The organism is Bacteroides sp. (genome assembly GCF_030151085.1).
Classification (GTDB): domain Bacteria; phylum Bacteroidota; class Bacteroidia; order Bacteroidales; family Bacteroidaceae; genus Bacteroides.
This window is the reverse complement of record NZ_JASLER010000006.1, coordinates 12747-26859: the sequence shown is the minus strand read 5'-3', so window position 1 is coordinate 26859 and position 14113 is coordinate 12747. Positions and strand designations below refer to the sequence as shown.

9 protein-coding genes and 5 riboswitches are annotated in these 14113 nt (G+C 42.8%); of the genes, 6 read left to right on the top strand and 3 right to left on the bottom strand.

All coding sequences use genetic code 11. From position 1 onward, the window contains the following. Window positions 1–28 precede the first annotated feature (28 nt). Window positions 29–290, bottom strand: a riboswitch (cobalamin riboswitch). Between the two features lie 137 nt (window positions 291–427). After that, entirely contained in the window at window positions 428–2662 is a 2235-nt protein-coding gene (locus tag Q1W14_RS01805) for a TonB-dependent receptor (RefSeq protein ID WP_300698681.1), read from the bottom strand. 52 nt (window positions 2663–2714) lie between these two features. Then, window positions 2715–2976: riboswitch (cobalamin riboswitch) on the bottom strand. A gap of 328 nt (window positions 2977–3304) precedes the next feature. Further along, window positions 3305–3526: riboswitch (cobalamin riboswitch) on the top strand. A 126-nt stretch (window positions 3527–3652) separates the two neighbouring features. Between Q1W14_RS01805 and nrdD the strand changes: the two genes are divergently transcribed. Next, window positions 3653–5746, top strand: a complete 2094-nt coding sequence (gene nrdD / locus Q1W14_RS01800) for an anaerobic ribonucleoside-triphosphate reductase (RefSeq protein ID WP_300698680.1) — start codon at window positions 3653–3655, stop codon at window positions 5744–5746. Continuing rightward, entirely contained in the window at window positions 5730–6197 is a 468-nt protein-coding gene (nrdG, locus tag Q1W14_RS01795; RefSeq protein ID WP_300698678.1) for an anaerobic ribonucleoside-triphosphate reductase activating protein, read from the top strand. The genes nrdD and nrdG overlap by 17 nt, the downstream gene beginning before the upstream one ends. A gap of 111 nt (window positions 6198–6308) precedes the next feature. On the opposite strand, the gene Q1W14_RS01790 is transcribed toward nrdG, so the two are convergent. Further along, window positions 6309–7496: a sirohydrochlorin cobaltochelatase gene (locus Q1W14_RS01790; RefSeq protein ID WP_300698676.1), complete on the bottom strand. Its 1188-nt coding sequence runs from the start codon at window positions 7494–7496 to the stop codon at window positions 6309–6311. Window positions 7497–7518: 22 nt separating this feature from the next. Continuing rightward, window positions 7519–9585 (bottom strand): TonB-dependent receptor, encoded by a 2067-nt coding sequence (locus Q1W14_RS01785; RefSeq protein ID WP_300698673.1) that lies wholly within the window; start codon window positions 9583–9585, stop codon window positions 7519–7521. A 144-nt stretch (window positions 9586–9729) separates the two neighbouring features. Further along, a riboswitch (cobalamin riboswitch) is annotated at window positions 9730–9935 on the bottom strand. A 55-nt stretch (window positions 9936–9990) separates the two neighbouring features. Further along, window positions 9991–10198: riboswitch (cobalamin riboswitch) on the top strand. A 64-nt stretch (window positions 10199–10262) separates the two neighbouring features. Here Q1W14_RS01785 and Q1W14_RS01780 point away from each other — a divergent pair. The 4 genes from Q1W14_RS01780 to Q1W14_RS01765 are packed head-to-tail and all read left to right on the top strand — an operon-like array spanning window position 10263 to window position 14064. Next, window positions 10263–10517 (top strand): cysteine-rich CWC family protein, encoded by a 255-nt coding sequence (locus tag Q1W14_RS01780; protein WP_300698672.1) that lies wholly within the window; start codon window positions 10263–10265, stop codon window positions 10515–10517. Beyond that, window positions 10483–11994 (top strand): acetyl-CoA carboxylase biotin carboxylase subunit, encoded by a 1512-nt coding sequence (accC, locus tag Q1W14_RS01775; RefSeq protein WP_300698670.1) that lies wholly within the window; start codon window positions 10483–10485, stop codon window positions 11992–11994. The genes Q1W14_RS01780 and accC overlap by 35 nt, the downstream gene beginning before the upstream one ends. A 19-nt stretch (window positions 11995–12013) precedes the next feature. After that, complete coding sequence (locus tag Q1W14_RS01770) at window positions 12014–12529, top strand: acetyl-CoA carboxylase biotin carboxyl carrier protein subunit (protein ID WP_300698668.1); 516 nt, start codon at window positions 12014–12016, stop codon at window positions 12527–12529. A gap of 2 nt (window positions 12530–12531) precedes the next feature. Beyond that, window positions 12532–14064 carry an acyl-CoA carboxylase subunit beta gene (locus Q1W14_RS01765; protein WP_300698667.1) on the top strand — a complete coding sequence of 511 codons (1533 nt, stop codon included), beginning with the start codon at window positions 12532–12534 and terminating at the stop codon, window positions 14062–14064. Window positions 14065–14113: the final 49 nt, after the last annotated feature.

Genomic DNA, 14113 nt, shown 5'->3' with positions numbered 1-14113 from the left:
ACTTGCCTTCCTGACCCCGGGAGAGCGTTAATTACGTAATTACTCAGGCAGGTTTCCTGACTTGGCTTCTAAAGAAAGCTTAACCTTCCCGTCCTTAAATTCCGAAACGCAATTTCGTAATTGCAGAACAGTGGTTTAATATGTGTGAATGCTTTCTTTAGGCTTTCCTTTGCTTGAACAAAGTGAGCTATAAGCTATACAGTAGCGGGCACTGTTCCGGCTTTTCACCGGATTCCCTTTTATGCAGCAAATTGAACATCTGTTGCATCACCTAAGCGGGGACAAAGATATTTATTTTTTAGTAAGAAGAAAACTATTTTAAGAAAATGAAGTGCTTTTTTTAATGAGGACATTATACAAATTCCCTCCTGATGTACATGACAGAGGAGGGAATTTGTATGAAGGTTTCTATGAATCGTTATTTGCCTTATTTTTTGAATCTTACGGCTAAACTTACATATACCGAACGTCCCGGATTCAGCGTAGAGAAGTTATTATTCCAGGGGCGGTCATCTATCTTGTCGAAGATATTCTCTATGCCTATACCCGGTTCCAGAATAAAAGTTTTTAAATTGAATGTGTGGCGGGTATTCAAATCCCATTGTTGATACTTGGGAGCATATCCGTAACTTTGCGAGTACCGTTCTCCTTGAAGATGTCCGTGCAGGTTTACATTCAGGCGGTAGAAACTCCAACTATGTTCCCATTGTCCGTTCACATTTCCCATGTGTCGGATACTTTTGTCGATAGGAGATTCTTTGTAGGTTCCGTCTTCACTTCGTTGTTTGGCTTTAGTATCGAGGTAGGTATAGCCACCGCTGACTCTGAAACCGGCTCCAAGGTTTACAGTTGCATTGAAACTGAGTCCTTTGGTTTTTGCTTTATCTATATTATCACGTTGGCGTATCTCGTCAAACACAGCATGCTTTTCATCCAATCCCATGGCTGTAATTTCCTTGTCGGAGAGGGTACGGTAGTTTATCATGTCACGGATGTCATTAATAAAACCGGTTGCCGAGATTGAAATCCATTGGTAGTTGTATTCCGCATTCAGTGAATAGAAATTATTCTTTTCCGGTTTCAGATTAGGATTACCAACTGTATATCGGCTGGATGTCTTCGACTCATCCGTTGCATAAAGCTGCGAGAGGGTAGGAGTACGGAAACCGGCAGCGTAGGCGGCACGTAGATTAAGATTTCCGAGTTTGTACATCAGGGCTACATTGGGAGTAGCATGATTCTTAAAGTTTTCGTTATAGATATAACGCAGTCCTAACACAGCCTGTAGATTTTTCATCAGTTTGATTTCGTCCTGCGCATAGAGAGCCATCGTATAGATATTTTTAGAAGAAATGTTGTCCGACTCGCTATTCAGCTGTTCGTTGACGTATTCTACACCAACCGATACACGGTTGTAATTACCTATTCTGAAAATCCCCTTTACATTGCCGTTGTAGTAGTTCACTTTTTTACGGGTTACTTCATCTCCCGGCATATAGTCTCCCGTCTTTTTGAAGTAGACGTAATCGGAAGAGAAATTATCTGAGTAAAACTCGGCATCAATATAAGCGTTGCGGTTAATCATATATTTCATACCTGCACCGTAGGTATAGGTCTCATGTTTCAAGTTATAGGTGTAGGCATCTTTTTCTACATATTTGTCTTTACTTTTAGTGAAGTAGGTGGCATCTTGCGGACGACGGGTTTTGTTGTCATAATAAGTACCGCGTACATAGAATGATAATTTATCTGTAGCGTTAAACACGAAACGCTGGTTCACGGTATTAGAGTAAAAGCCTACTGAAGTGGGTTTGCCCGTAAGGTTTCCGTTTTCATCGATGTTGTTGTTCTGCCAGCTTCCTGCCTGGAGGTGTTGGTAGGAGGTGTAAGAAGATAACTTACCTGCATTGACGTCCGCATTGAATGTTTCGGTCCAACGTCCTTCACTGGAATAATGGGTATAGCTAGATACATTTATCGTGTTCTTGGCATCATCTGTAATAATGTTGATTACACCGCCAATGGCATCGCTACCATATAATGCGGACGCTGCACCATTCAAAACTTCGATACGCTTGATATTTGCTATATTGATACGGGTATAGCGATCTTCGCCGGCCAAACGTTTGCCATTTTCAAGAATCAGTACATAATCTTCGTTTATACCATTCAGGCTCATTGTAGTACCCATACCGTTGGTGTAGGATGAGATATTCGGACTGAGTTTTACTAATGCATCTTCCAGCGTAGAAGCATTGGCATTACTTATTTCTTTGGCGGTAATTACCGAAACAGGAACGGGGCTATCCGTCATGCGACGATGTGTACCTGTACCTGTTACTACTACTTGACCGATGTTGTTGAAATTCTCTTCCATACTTATGAGAATGTTTTTCTCATTACCTTTAGAGGTGTAGTGCAGAGGGGTGAAGCCTACATAGGTAAAACTCAATACATGTTTTCCTTCGGGAAGATTGCTGATACTAAACTCTCCTTTTCCATTGGTGGTACTTCCTGCCAAACTTTTATCCACGCGGATGTTGACGCCTACCAATGGCTCGCCGTTTTCTTTGTCGGTTACTTTCCCGCTCAATGTCACTTGGGCATAAAGAACTCCTGTCAGACAGCTGAGTACGGCTGCCAATAATAACTGTTTTTTCATCGATTGATAAAATGTGATTAATACTTAAACCTCCTGACCCCGGGAGATTTGTTATTTTTATGGTAACTTAGGCAGGTTTCCTGGCTCAGCCTTACAGAAAGTCCAACCTTCCCATCCTGATACTTTCGGGAGGCGCCTCCCGTATCTATCGGACAGTGGTTAAAAGAAGACACTTTCTGTTGTTTAATCTAGCTTGTTTACAGCGCATAAACACAGGCTTTACAGTAGCGGGCACTGCTTCAGCATTACACTGAATTCCCTTTTAATACGGCGGAAAGAAAAACAGCCGTATCACCTAAGCGGGCGCAAAGATATAGACTTTTTGCAGAGAAACATATTTTAAGGAAAAGAAATTTCCTAATTCAGAAAACCTGCCCTCCGAAATGACACAGCTGACCATTCGGAATGACGTAGGTCGTCAGCCCAAACCACGCAGCTTAGCACTCACAAACTGCATCATTGGTAGAGCTGAGCTGCGTCATTTCGAATGGTCAGCTGTGTCATTTGAAGAACTGAAATGCATTATTGGGGGGAGTAGCCGTAAATCGGGTTAATTTTCCCTGTTTTTCTGAAAGGGCTTAGGGTATAAATTTCGTTGAGTAATTAGAGCGGATTTGTTTGCAGGCTCTTGATTTATTTCTATCTTTGTCCTCTGAAAATGGTTTCCAATTCACCTTGCGTGAGGAGGAATTAATAGGGAATCCTGTGAAAGTCAGGAACTATCCCCGTAGCTGTAAGCTTTGTCTCCTGTGTAGGGGGAAGCGTTGCGACATTCTTTAATGCCACTGGCTCTAATGTTCAGGAACCGGGAAGGCGTTGCAACAGAAGCAAGTCAGAAGACCTGCCATTGTTCAGTTTCATCATTCAATGCTTTCGGGTGAAAGGCTATAGAACGGGTCCGTCAGAAGATTCTTTTTATTACTTGGTTGCTGTGTGCATTGACGTGTATGAATTTGCTGTTTAATCATCTTTTAAATTCAAATTATAGATATGATCAATTCAGAAACTTTCATCGTCAAGAGAGATGGCAAAAAAGAAGCCTTCTCACTCGATAAAATTAAGAACGCCATTAGCAAGGCATTTTTGTCAGTGGGCAGTTTTGCCACTCAGGACGTAATTACAAATATCCTGAGCCGGGTAAGCGTCAGTGACGGAACCAGTGTGGAAGAAATCCAGAACCAAGTAGAAGTAGCCTTGATGGCAGAACATTATTATGCCGTAGCCAAGGCATTTATGCTCTATCGTCAAAAGCATTTGGAAGACCGTGGTGTACGCGACAAACTCCGTTTTCTGCTGGATTATTGCGAAGCTTCCAATCCCGCGACAGGCAGCAAGTACGACTCTAACGCTAATGTAGAAAACAAGAACGTAGCTACCTTGATAGGCGAGCTCCCCAAAGACAACTTCATTCGTCTGAATCGTCGATTACTGACCGACCGCCTGAAGGATATGTATGGCAAAGAAGTTTCCGACCGATACATAGAACTATTGAATCATCACTTTATTTACAAGAACGACGAAACAAGCCTCGCCAACTATTGTGCCAGCATCACCATGTACCCTTGGCTGATAGCCGGAACAAATTCCATCGGCGGAAACTCCACCGCACCCACCAATCTGAAATCGTTCTGCGGTGGTTTCATCAATATGGTTTTTATCGTATCAAGCATGCTGAGTGGTGCCTGTGCCACCCCGGAATTCCTGATGTATATGAACCACTTCGTAGGCAAGGAATATGGCGAAGACTACTACCTGCATCCCGAAAAGGTAGTGGATCTTTCTAAGAAGCAAAGAACCATTGACAAGATGATTACCGATTGCTTCGAGCAAGTAGTCTACTCCATCAACCAACCCACGGGAGCACGCAACTTCCAGGCTGTATTCTGGAATGTAGCCTATTACGACCAATACTATTTCAACAGCCTCTTTGAGCATTTCGTCTTCCCTGATGGCAGCAAGCCCGATTGGAATTCTCTGAGCTGGTTGCAGAAACGATTTATGAAATGGTTCAATAAGGAACGCACCAAAACTGTGCTCACTTTCCCTGTAGAGACTATGGCGTTGCTGACCAAAGACGGCGATGTACTCGACAAAGAATATGGCGATTTCACAGCCGAAATGTATGCTGAAGGACACTCATTCTTTACTTATATGAGCGATAATGCCGACTCGTTGAGTAGTTGTTGCCGCTTGCGCAATGAGATACAAGATAATGGTTTCAGCTACACCCTTGGCGCTGGTGGCGTATCTACCGGCTCGAAGAGCGTGCTTACCATCAACCTGAACCGTTGCATCCAGCATGCCGTGAAGTCGGGATTACTTTATCACTTCTTCCTCGAAGATGTGGTAGACTTGGCTCATAAGGTTCAAATGGCTTATAACGAGAACCTAAAACAACTTCAAAGTAAAGGTATGTTGCCCTTATTCGATGCCGGATATATCAATATGGGACGTCAATATCTCACTATCGGCGTGAATGGCTTGGTAGAAGCTGCCCAATTTATGGGTATAGACATCAATGATAACCCGAAGTATGAAGCCTTTGTACAGGAGATTCTAAGTATTATCGAGAAGTACAACAAAAAATACCGTACTAAAGACTTACTTTTCAATTGCGAAATGATACCAGCCGAGAATGTAGGCGTAAAGCATGCCAAGTGGGATAGGGAAGCCGGTTTCGAGACTTACCGTGACTGCTACAACAGTTATTTCTACATTGTAGAAGACACTTCACTGAATATTGTAGATAAATTCCGCCTGCACGGCCGTCGTTATATCGAACATCTGACTGGTGGGTCGGCTCTGCACATGAATTTGGAAGAGCATCTGAGTAAAGAACAATACAGGCAATTGCTACGTGTAGCCGCCACAGAGGGGTGTAATTACTTTACTTTTAATATACCGAACACAATCTGTAACGAATGCAAGCACATTGACAAGCGGTACTTGAAAGAATGTCCCCATTGTCATAGCCAAAACGTAGATTACCTGACCCGTATCATCGGTTACATGAAACGTGTCAGCAATTTTTCACAACCACGGCAAAAGGAGGCCGAACGCAGATATTATGCTTCGGTACACTGATTATGATATCGTTTTTCAGGAGATACCCGATGAGGTTACGTTGGCAATCAATCTGTCTAACTGCCCCAATAGGTGCAAGGGATGCCATAGCCCTTATCTGATGGAAAATGTAGGAGATGCCTTAACAGAAGAAAGTCTTATTACATTACTACATAAATATGGTAGTGCAGTAACTTGCATCTGTTTTATGGGTGGAGATGCAGAGCCTTTTGAAATAGAGCGGTTGGCGAAATTTCTTTCCCGGCAATCAATTGGTAAGGTGAAAGTAGGGTGGTATTCAGGTAAGCCGGAATTGCCAGCCGGATTGGATACACAGTATTTTCAGTATATCAAGCTAGGTCCCTATATGGAAAATTTGGGTGGATTGAAGTCTGAACGGACAAATCAACGGCTGTATCGTATAGAAAACGGCGGCAGGATGAATGATATTACCTATCGTTTCAGACGATAGGTAATCATCAATAGGTAACTATATTTAAAAAGAGACCGGCACATTTCCGAAATAACTTCGGAGGATGTGCCGGTCTTGGACTAAAAAGAGAGAATCACGTTGAGTTTTTATTTATGCACCCGGTTGATAACCTTCACCGTTCTCCCAGGCATCATCATCATTCCAATTTTCATAAAGGTGGTTTACCCAAATCTTACGGATTTCAGAGAAACTGCCTAATGCCTTGATGCTGCAACCATCTTTGATGCCATGGTCAGAGCCCGCTTTATCTACAGGGTGTGATTCGAAGTTGCGGTCAACTTTGAAACCGATCTTTTCAAGACGTTCGCGCCAGCTGAATTCGTTGGTATTGAGTTCTACTTTGCTCAAATCGTCACCTTCAGCCATAGCTTCAAGTCCCCAAAGATCATTGTGAGCATGATCTCCGGCAATAGACATGAACGGAGCGAGGTATACGTTCACTTCAGTAGGTTCCAGATTATTATCATCACAGTATTTCATGATCTGAGAATAGATGCAACCGGGGTAATTGTCGATTTGACTTTCTGGTATGCGGTTGGCAGCTTTCTCTTCCTCTTCCTTCGGCCAGAACAACATGTCGCCGTAATCAACGGTACCTACAAAGATATTCTTGTTGGTAGCCTTCTTTTGCAACGCTGTTTGCATATCCGAGTATTTTCCATTGGCGCTGTAGTTTTTGTCAGGGTTACCGTGTCCCATCAGCAGGACAAGATTCTTCTTGTCGGCAAGTTTATCCTTGTAGTGGTCATAAAGCACACTGGCCACAGCTTCTGTGTCTTCGTCGCTGGCAAGGAGGTTGGCGCCTTTCAACACGTTGATGTGCGGATAATCTTCAATCATAAAGTTCTTCTTGATGTCGGTGTTCATCAATGAAAGATACTCCTCACCGGGAATAACGTGAAGTGATTGTACAGCCACACGCTTATAACCAGCATCACCGATAGCCTGCAACCAATCCGACAACTTGTAGCGTGCAACGCCTGTAGAAGCTTCGGCACGACCGATACAAGTACGTGAGGTAAAAGACATATAGATGTCTGCATCAGGAAACTTTGCTTTAAAGTCGGCGATTACATCGTCATACACTTTGAGTGATTCATTGTAGGTACTACCGAAAGTACAAAGCAGGATAGCGGTATCGTGTGTCTTAGCACGGGTCACTACTTCAATTGCCGGATTTTTGGTACTTTCTTCATCATCGTTGTCACAGGAAGTAAATCCTGTACAAACTGTGGTAGCTACAAGAGCTGCCAGCAAATAAGATTTAAATTTGTTCATATTACATTAATTATTAAAAGGGTTATTTGTTTTTAAACTTAATGAGGGCTGAAGCATAGAAATTACGTCCCGGAGATGTTGTTGCACGGTTGCGTCCGAATGGAGTACGGTCTATGTAATTGAAGAGATTGTCTACGCCCACATTCATGGTTAGCGACCATTTTTTCATCTTTAGCAGCGAATGGGCAGTATTGATACGCCAAGTCTGATAGCCATCGGCATCATTGTCTGTATTGTAATGGAGTGTAGACTGATACTTGCCATAAATACCTATACCGAGGCGGTAGCTGCTCCATGAGTGCTGCCAGGTAGCATTGAGCGTAGTGTTATGATTGGAAGTGGCATCAATATAGGTATATTTCATATAATCGTCGCCTTCTTTGGCATATTGTGCTTTAGGATCAGCATAGCTGTAGCCGCCACCTAAAGTAATGTCTTTGGTGGGACGATAATTGAAGGTGAAATCCATACCATAGATGCGTGCCTTCGTCAGATTCTTATACTGCTTGCTTTTTTCTACTTCAAGGAACTTTTCATCGGGAGTAATGCCAATTTCCACTAACTCAATCATGTTGCTGATGTTGTTCAGGTAGCCGGTAACGCTTGCCTGGAACTTTTTGCCCACATATTCGAAACCCAAAGAAGCGTAACGGGAAGTCTGTGCTTTCAAGTCTGTATTGCCATGATAGGCGGTCAATGCCCCTCCACCAATACTACCGGTATAGTTATAATAAAGTTCTTTAATGGAAGGTGTCTTATAACCCAATGCGTATGAAGCACGCAGATTGATAAAATCATTAACCTTATAGAGTGCCGAAATTTTCGGACTGAGATTGAAACCTGTTTCTTTATAGTAGGTACCACGTACGCCGGCAGTCAGTATCAGATGATTGGTTACTGTCCATTCTTCCTGTGCATAAGCGGCAAGAGAATAAATGGAAGCAAGGTCGCCATCTATGTGATGGGGGGATTCAAGGCGGTTGTACTGATACTCTATTCCAGTATTCAGAATATGTTGTTCGCCGAAGTAAAAAATACCCTTCAACTGTGCCAACAACTGTTGCTGAATACTTTGTTTGATGCGTTGACCGGCATAGTAAGTGATATGTTTATGGCGATCGCCGTCCTCATAGTAATCAGTATACTCATTCAATTTGTAGTCGTAGAAGTAACCGAACCGGCCATAAGAGAGGTCTGCGGTAACATAATTGCGGCTATTGAGTTTGTATTTGCCTCCTGCTGCGAAGGTGTAGTTGCGATAATAAAAATCATTGGCTAAGAATTTCCATTGTCCGTGAGAGCGCATTACCCATCTTTGATAGAAGGTAGCTTCAGCATTAAGATCCAGCTTTTTATTAGCTTTCCATTCTAAGTTCTCAGATAGGGTATAGTTGGTAGAACGGTTTACGGTGAGCATAGTGGAACCGGATTTCAGTTGATTTTGATCCCATTGCATATCCGTATTTCGCCAGCCATCCGTATGACGGAAATTTATACCCGTCACCGATTTTAGCTTTCCATGATTGAAACCGAAACTGGTGCTTTGCCGCACATCGCCATGTTCACCTACACGGGTGGTATTGGTCAGTTCCATCTTCTCCCGGTTACGTTTGGTAATGATATTGATGACTCCGGCAATGGCATCGCTACCATAGAGTGAAGAAGCGGCACCTTTCACAATCTCAATTCGGTCGATGTTGTCGGGGTTCAATTGATTCAGGTCATTTTGCCCGCCGATGTCTCCGTTCATACGTTTGCCGTTGATCATGATGAGAATGTAGTCATTGTTGAGCCCATTCATCTGAATATGGCTTCCCATATCGCCATCGTGAAAGGTGAGTGAGGGGCAAAGGCCGCTTAACAGGTCGTCTATGCTACGTGCCTGATATTGTTCCAATGCTTTGGAAGTAATCACTTCTGTTTGTACCGGGGCATCTTTAAGATAATGTTCGGTACCTGTTCCTGTCACTACTACTTCATTGAGTAATAATGAGAGCTCTTTTTCATTCTTCTTTTCGAGGATGCTTTGCGCTGTAGCATTTTGCATTACACACAATAGCACCGCTCCAAGTAAATACTTGTGCTTCATCGTTCGCCGATTTTCGTTGAATAAATAAAATACGGCACGTCGCTTCTATTGTGTAAATGGTAATGACCCGTAAAGAATAAAATAGGAAATCTACCTACTATTATAGTATAGGGGACATCTCACTTCTAATCCTGGAAGTTCAGTGCTCAAGTTGCGGAAGTTGGTAGGTATTCTGGCTCTCCTCTGCCTGTACTGCCTTCCCATTGCGTTGCCGCAACAGTGGCTTCTGTAGTTACAGACATTTTTTTATTGAGGATTACAGCTGCAGGTACAGCTCCGGTATTGCACCGGATTCCCTTACATCGGAGGGCAGGTTAGCCCTCCCGATTGCCAATTCCGGGGGCAAAGATAAACACTTTTATACATTATTTCGTATTTAATTCCAGATAAAATTAAAAAAACATCTATCTTTGCCTCCGAATTGGTTTCGGACGAACAATAACTGTTGTCTGGATTAAAAGGGAACCGGGTGTAAATCCCGGACAGTCCCGCTGCTGTGAAGCTCTGTTAAAGTCTTGAAAAGAACCTTTGCCACTGATAGGGTGTTATTCTATCGGGAAGGCTTCAAGATTAGGAGTCAGTCAGAAGACCTGCCATTCGTTAAAGTCTGCCTTTACTCGAGGGATTAGAAAGACAGTACGAAAAAGAAAATTAATTTTAAAATTTAATGGAAAGGAGTGCCTATGAAAAAGGTATGTCCACGTTGTGGTGTAACTCATGAGTGCATCCACAATGATATCTCGCAATGTCATTGTGCAAATGCCAAATTGGACACGTATCAACGTGCGTATTTAGATGATAATTACTTGGACTGTCTGTGTCAGGCTTGTCTGAGTGAGGTAAAAGAATCGTTCTATATCAGTGGGGTGAACCCTCTTTATAGCAAAAAGAAGAAAGATGATAAAGAAAGTACTGATAGCCAACAGAGGTGAGATCGCTCTGCGGGTGATGCGCTCGTGCAAGGAAATGGGACTGCTTACGGTAGCAGTCTTTTCCGAAGCCGACCGTACTTCGCATCACGTAGCTTATGCCGATGAAGCCTATCCGATAGGAGCAGCTGTAGCAAAGGAGAGCTACCTGAATATTGAAAAAATAATATCTGTAGCTAAGCTCTGCGGAGCAGATACCATTCATCCGGGATATGGCTTTTTGTCCGAAAATGCTGATTTTACACGGCGTTGTAAGGAAGAAGGTATCATATTTGTTGGTCCCAGTGCCGAAACTATGGAGGCTATGGGCGATAAGATAGCTGCACGAAAGCGTATGATTGCCGCCGGTGTACCGGTTGTACCCGGTACAGAGCAACCTTTACAGAGTGCCGATGAAGCCATTCGTATCTGTAATGAAATAGGTTATCCGGTTATGCTGAAAGCCTCTATGGGAGGTGGCGGTAAGGGTATGCGACTTATCCATGATGAAAGTGAAGTGGTAGAAGCATACAATACAGCTCGCTCAGAGTCTATGTCTTCTTTTGGTGATGATACTGTTTATCTGGAGAAATTTGTGGAGGAACCTCATCATATTGAGTTTCAGATATTAGGTGATAATCATGGGAATGTAATCCATCTTTTTGATCGCGAATGTTCCGTACAACGTCATAATCAGAAAATAGTGGAAGAGAGTCCTTCTCCTTTTCTTACTCCGGAATTACGCCGGGAAATGGGAGAGAAGGCAGTGGCAGCCGCCAAAGCTGTGAATTATTCAGGTGCTGGGACTATTGAATTTTTAGTAGACAGGAATCGGCATTTTTATTTTCTTGAGATGAATACTCGTTTGCAGGTGGAACATCCCATCACTGAAGAAGTAGTAGGAGTCGATTTGGTAAAAGAGCAGATTCATGTTGCCAATAATGAATATTTGCATCTGAAGCAAGAAGAACTTTCGCAACGTGGCCATGCCATTGAATGCCGGATTTGTGCCGAAGACACAGAGAATAATTTCATGCCTTCGCCAGGCATCATCAAGCAACTGACTGAGCCGAATGGAATTGGTGTCCGCATTGACAGTTATGTTTATGAAGGTTACGAAATCCCTATCTATTATGATCCTATGATAGGTAAGCTGATTGTGTGGGCCACTACTCGCCAATATGCCATAGAACGTATGCGTCGAGTGCTTTACGAATATAAGATTACGGGACTGAAGACGAATCTTGCCTATTTGAAGCGTATCATGCACGTACCCGATTTTGTGAAAGGGGAGTACAATACCCTATTTATAGAAAAGAATGCCCGCATGTTAATACGCTCCAACGGCAGTAATGAGGAAATAGAGGATATTGCAATGATTGCCGCTTATATGGACTATCTGGTCAATCTGGAAGAAAATACTTCGACATTGGCATCGGATGGACGTCCTATTAGTCGTTGGCGTGAGTTTGGGTTACAAAAAGGAGTACTAAGAATATAGTTTAATTCATCATTATAAGATGGAAATACATATAGGAGACCGAGTAGCAGATGTTACTTTGGTCAGTAAAGAAGGAAATAAAGTACAGCTTACCATAGATGGAAAGCCGTATGAAGTAGATATTGTGATGGCAGAAAACGGAAGTTGTTCCATTTTGCATGATGGAAATTCGTTTAATGCAGGACTTGTGCGTGGAGATAGCGGAAAAAGTTACGACGTGAATATGTTTTATCGTTCTTATCATGTAGATATAGTAGATACGCAAAGTAAATATCTGCAAATGAGGAAAGGTACTGACGAAAAGCAAGGTGATAAGATTGTAGCTCCAATGCCGGGCAAAGTGGTGAGTATCCCCATACAGGTAGGTGATAAACTTTCTGCCGGGGATATTGCAGTAGTGCTGGAAGCCATGAAGATGCAGAGCAACTATAAAGTGAGCGCAGATTGTTTCGTGAAAAAAATACTGGTGAACGAAGGCGATCCGGTAAATGCAAATCAAGTCTTGATTGAGTTGGATATTATAAAAGAGGAATAACCATGAATAGAGAAGATATATATAGACGATTTGAAGAATTGGATAAACGTGCCTCTTTGGGTGGCGGTGTGGATAGAATAGAAAAGCAGCATGTTTCCGGCAGGATGACGGCACGTGAGCGTATTGATATGTTGCTGGACAAAGGAACCTTCAATGAGCTTGACAAGTTTGTGAACCACCGTTGTACAAACTTCGGTATGGAGAAAAAGCAAATACCCGGTGACGGTATGGTAACAGGATATGGCAAGATTGCCGGTCGTCCGGTTTTTGTTTACGCTTACGATTTTACAGCCCATGGAGGTACACTCAGCGAAATGAATGCCGCTAAAATAGTAAAAGTACAACAGCTTGCCTTGAAAAATGGCGCTCCGGTTATTGCATTGAACGATTCGGGTGGTGCACGTATTCAGGAAGGTGTAAGCAGTCTGGCAGGTTATGCTTCTATTTTTTATCAAAATACCATCGCTTCGGGAGTTATTCCACAGATATCTGCCATATTAGGACCTTGTGCGGGAGGTGCTTGTTATTCTCCTGCATTGACTGATTTCATCTTTATGGTAAAGGGACAGAGTCACATGTTCATTACCGGACCGGACGTGGTGAAGACCGTTACCCACGAAGAAGTAGATAAGGAAGAGTTAGGTGGTGCTTATACTCATAGTAGTAAGAGTGGTGTTAGCCATTTTATGTGCAATACAGAAGAAGAAACTTTAATGAGTATTCGTGAATTGCTGAGCTTCCTGCCATCCAATAATATGGAAGATACTCCGTTCGTACCTTGTACCGATGACATCCATCGCAGCATCGAAGCCCTTCAGACCGTAATACCCGAAGATCCGAATATGCCTTATGATATTAAGGATATTGTAGAGCCTGTTTTGGATAACCAGTATTTCTTTGAAGTGATGCCTCATTTTGCAAAGAACGTCGTAGTTGGGTTCGGACGCTTGAATGGACATTCGGTAGGTATTGTAGCCAATCAACCTGCTTATTTGGCGGGAGTACTGGATATTGATGCTTCGGATAAAGCCGCTAGGTTCATCCGTTTCTGCGATTGCTTCAACATTCCTCTGATAACCTTTGAAGATGTTCCTGGTTTCTTACCTGGCACGATACAGGAACATAACGGAATTATTCGTCATGGTGCAAAGATTGTCTATGCGTATGCCGAAGCGACTGTTCCCAAAATTACGCTGATTACCCGCAAGGCTTATGGAGGCGCATATATCGTGATGTCCAGCAAACCTACAGGTGCCGATGTAAACCTGGCATATCCCCAAGCAGAGATTGCCGTAATGGGAGCCGAAGGTGCTGTGAACATTTTATATAGAAAAGCTTCTCCAGAAGAGAAGGACGAGGTAATCAAGGAATATGAAGATAAATTCTCCAACCCTTACCGTGCGGCCGAACGTGGTTTTATTGATGAAATCATTATGCCACGCGATACACGCTACAAATTAGTACAGGCTTTGGAGATGGCTCATAATAAAAATCAGAGCAACCCACCCAAAAAACACGGCAACATGCCTTTATAGATAATTATTTTTTTTATGTGTGAAATCTGTGTATCCCTGGAGAAGTGAT

What these genes read in the sequence shown, in the direction of transcription:
- Q1W14_RS01805 (WP_300698681.1), bottom strand. Translation starts at nt 2,662, where the DNA reads ATGAAAAAACAGTTATTATTGGCAGCCGTACTCAGCTGTCTGACAGGA.
- nrdD (WP_300698680.1), top strand. Translation starts at nt 3,653, where the DNA reads ATGATCAATTCAGAAACTTTCATCGTCAAGAGAGATGGCAAAAAAGAA.
- nrdG (WP_300698678.1), top strand. Translation starts at nt 5,730, where the DNA reads ATGCTTCGGTACACTGATTATGATATCGTTTTTCAGGAGATACCCGAT.
- Q1W14_RS01790 (WP_300698676.1), bottom strand. Translation starts at nt 7,496, where the DNA reads ATGAACAAATTTAAATCTTATTTGCTGGCAGCTCTTGTAGCTACCACA.
- Q1W14_RS01785 (WP_300698673.1), bottom strand. Translation starts at nt 9,585, where the DNA reads ATGAAGCACAAGTATTTACTTGGAGCGGTGCTATTGTGTGTAATGCAA.
- accC (WP_300698670.1), top strand. Translation starts at nt 10,483, where the DNA reads ATGATAAAGAAAGTACTGATAGCCAACAGAGGTGAGATCGCTCTGCGG.
- Q1W14_RS01770 (WP_300698668.1), top strand. Translation starts at nt 12,014, where the DNA reads ATGGAAATACATATAGGAGACCGAGTAGCAGATGTTACTTTGGTCAGT.
- Q1W14_RS01765 (WP_300698667.1), top strand. Translation starts at nt 12,532, where the DNA reads ATGAATAGAGAAGATATATATAGACGATTTGAAGAATTGGATAAACGT.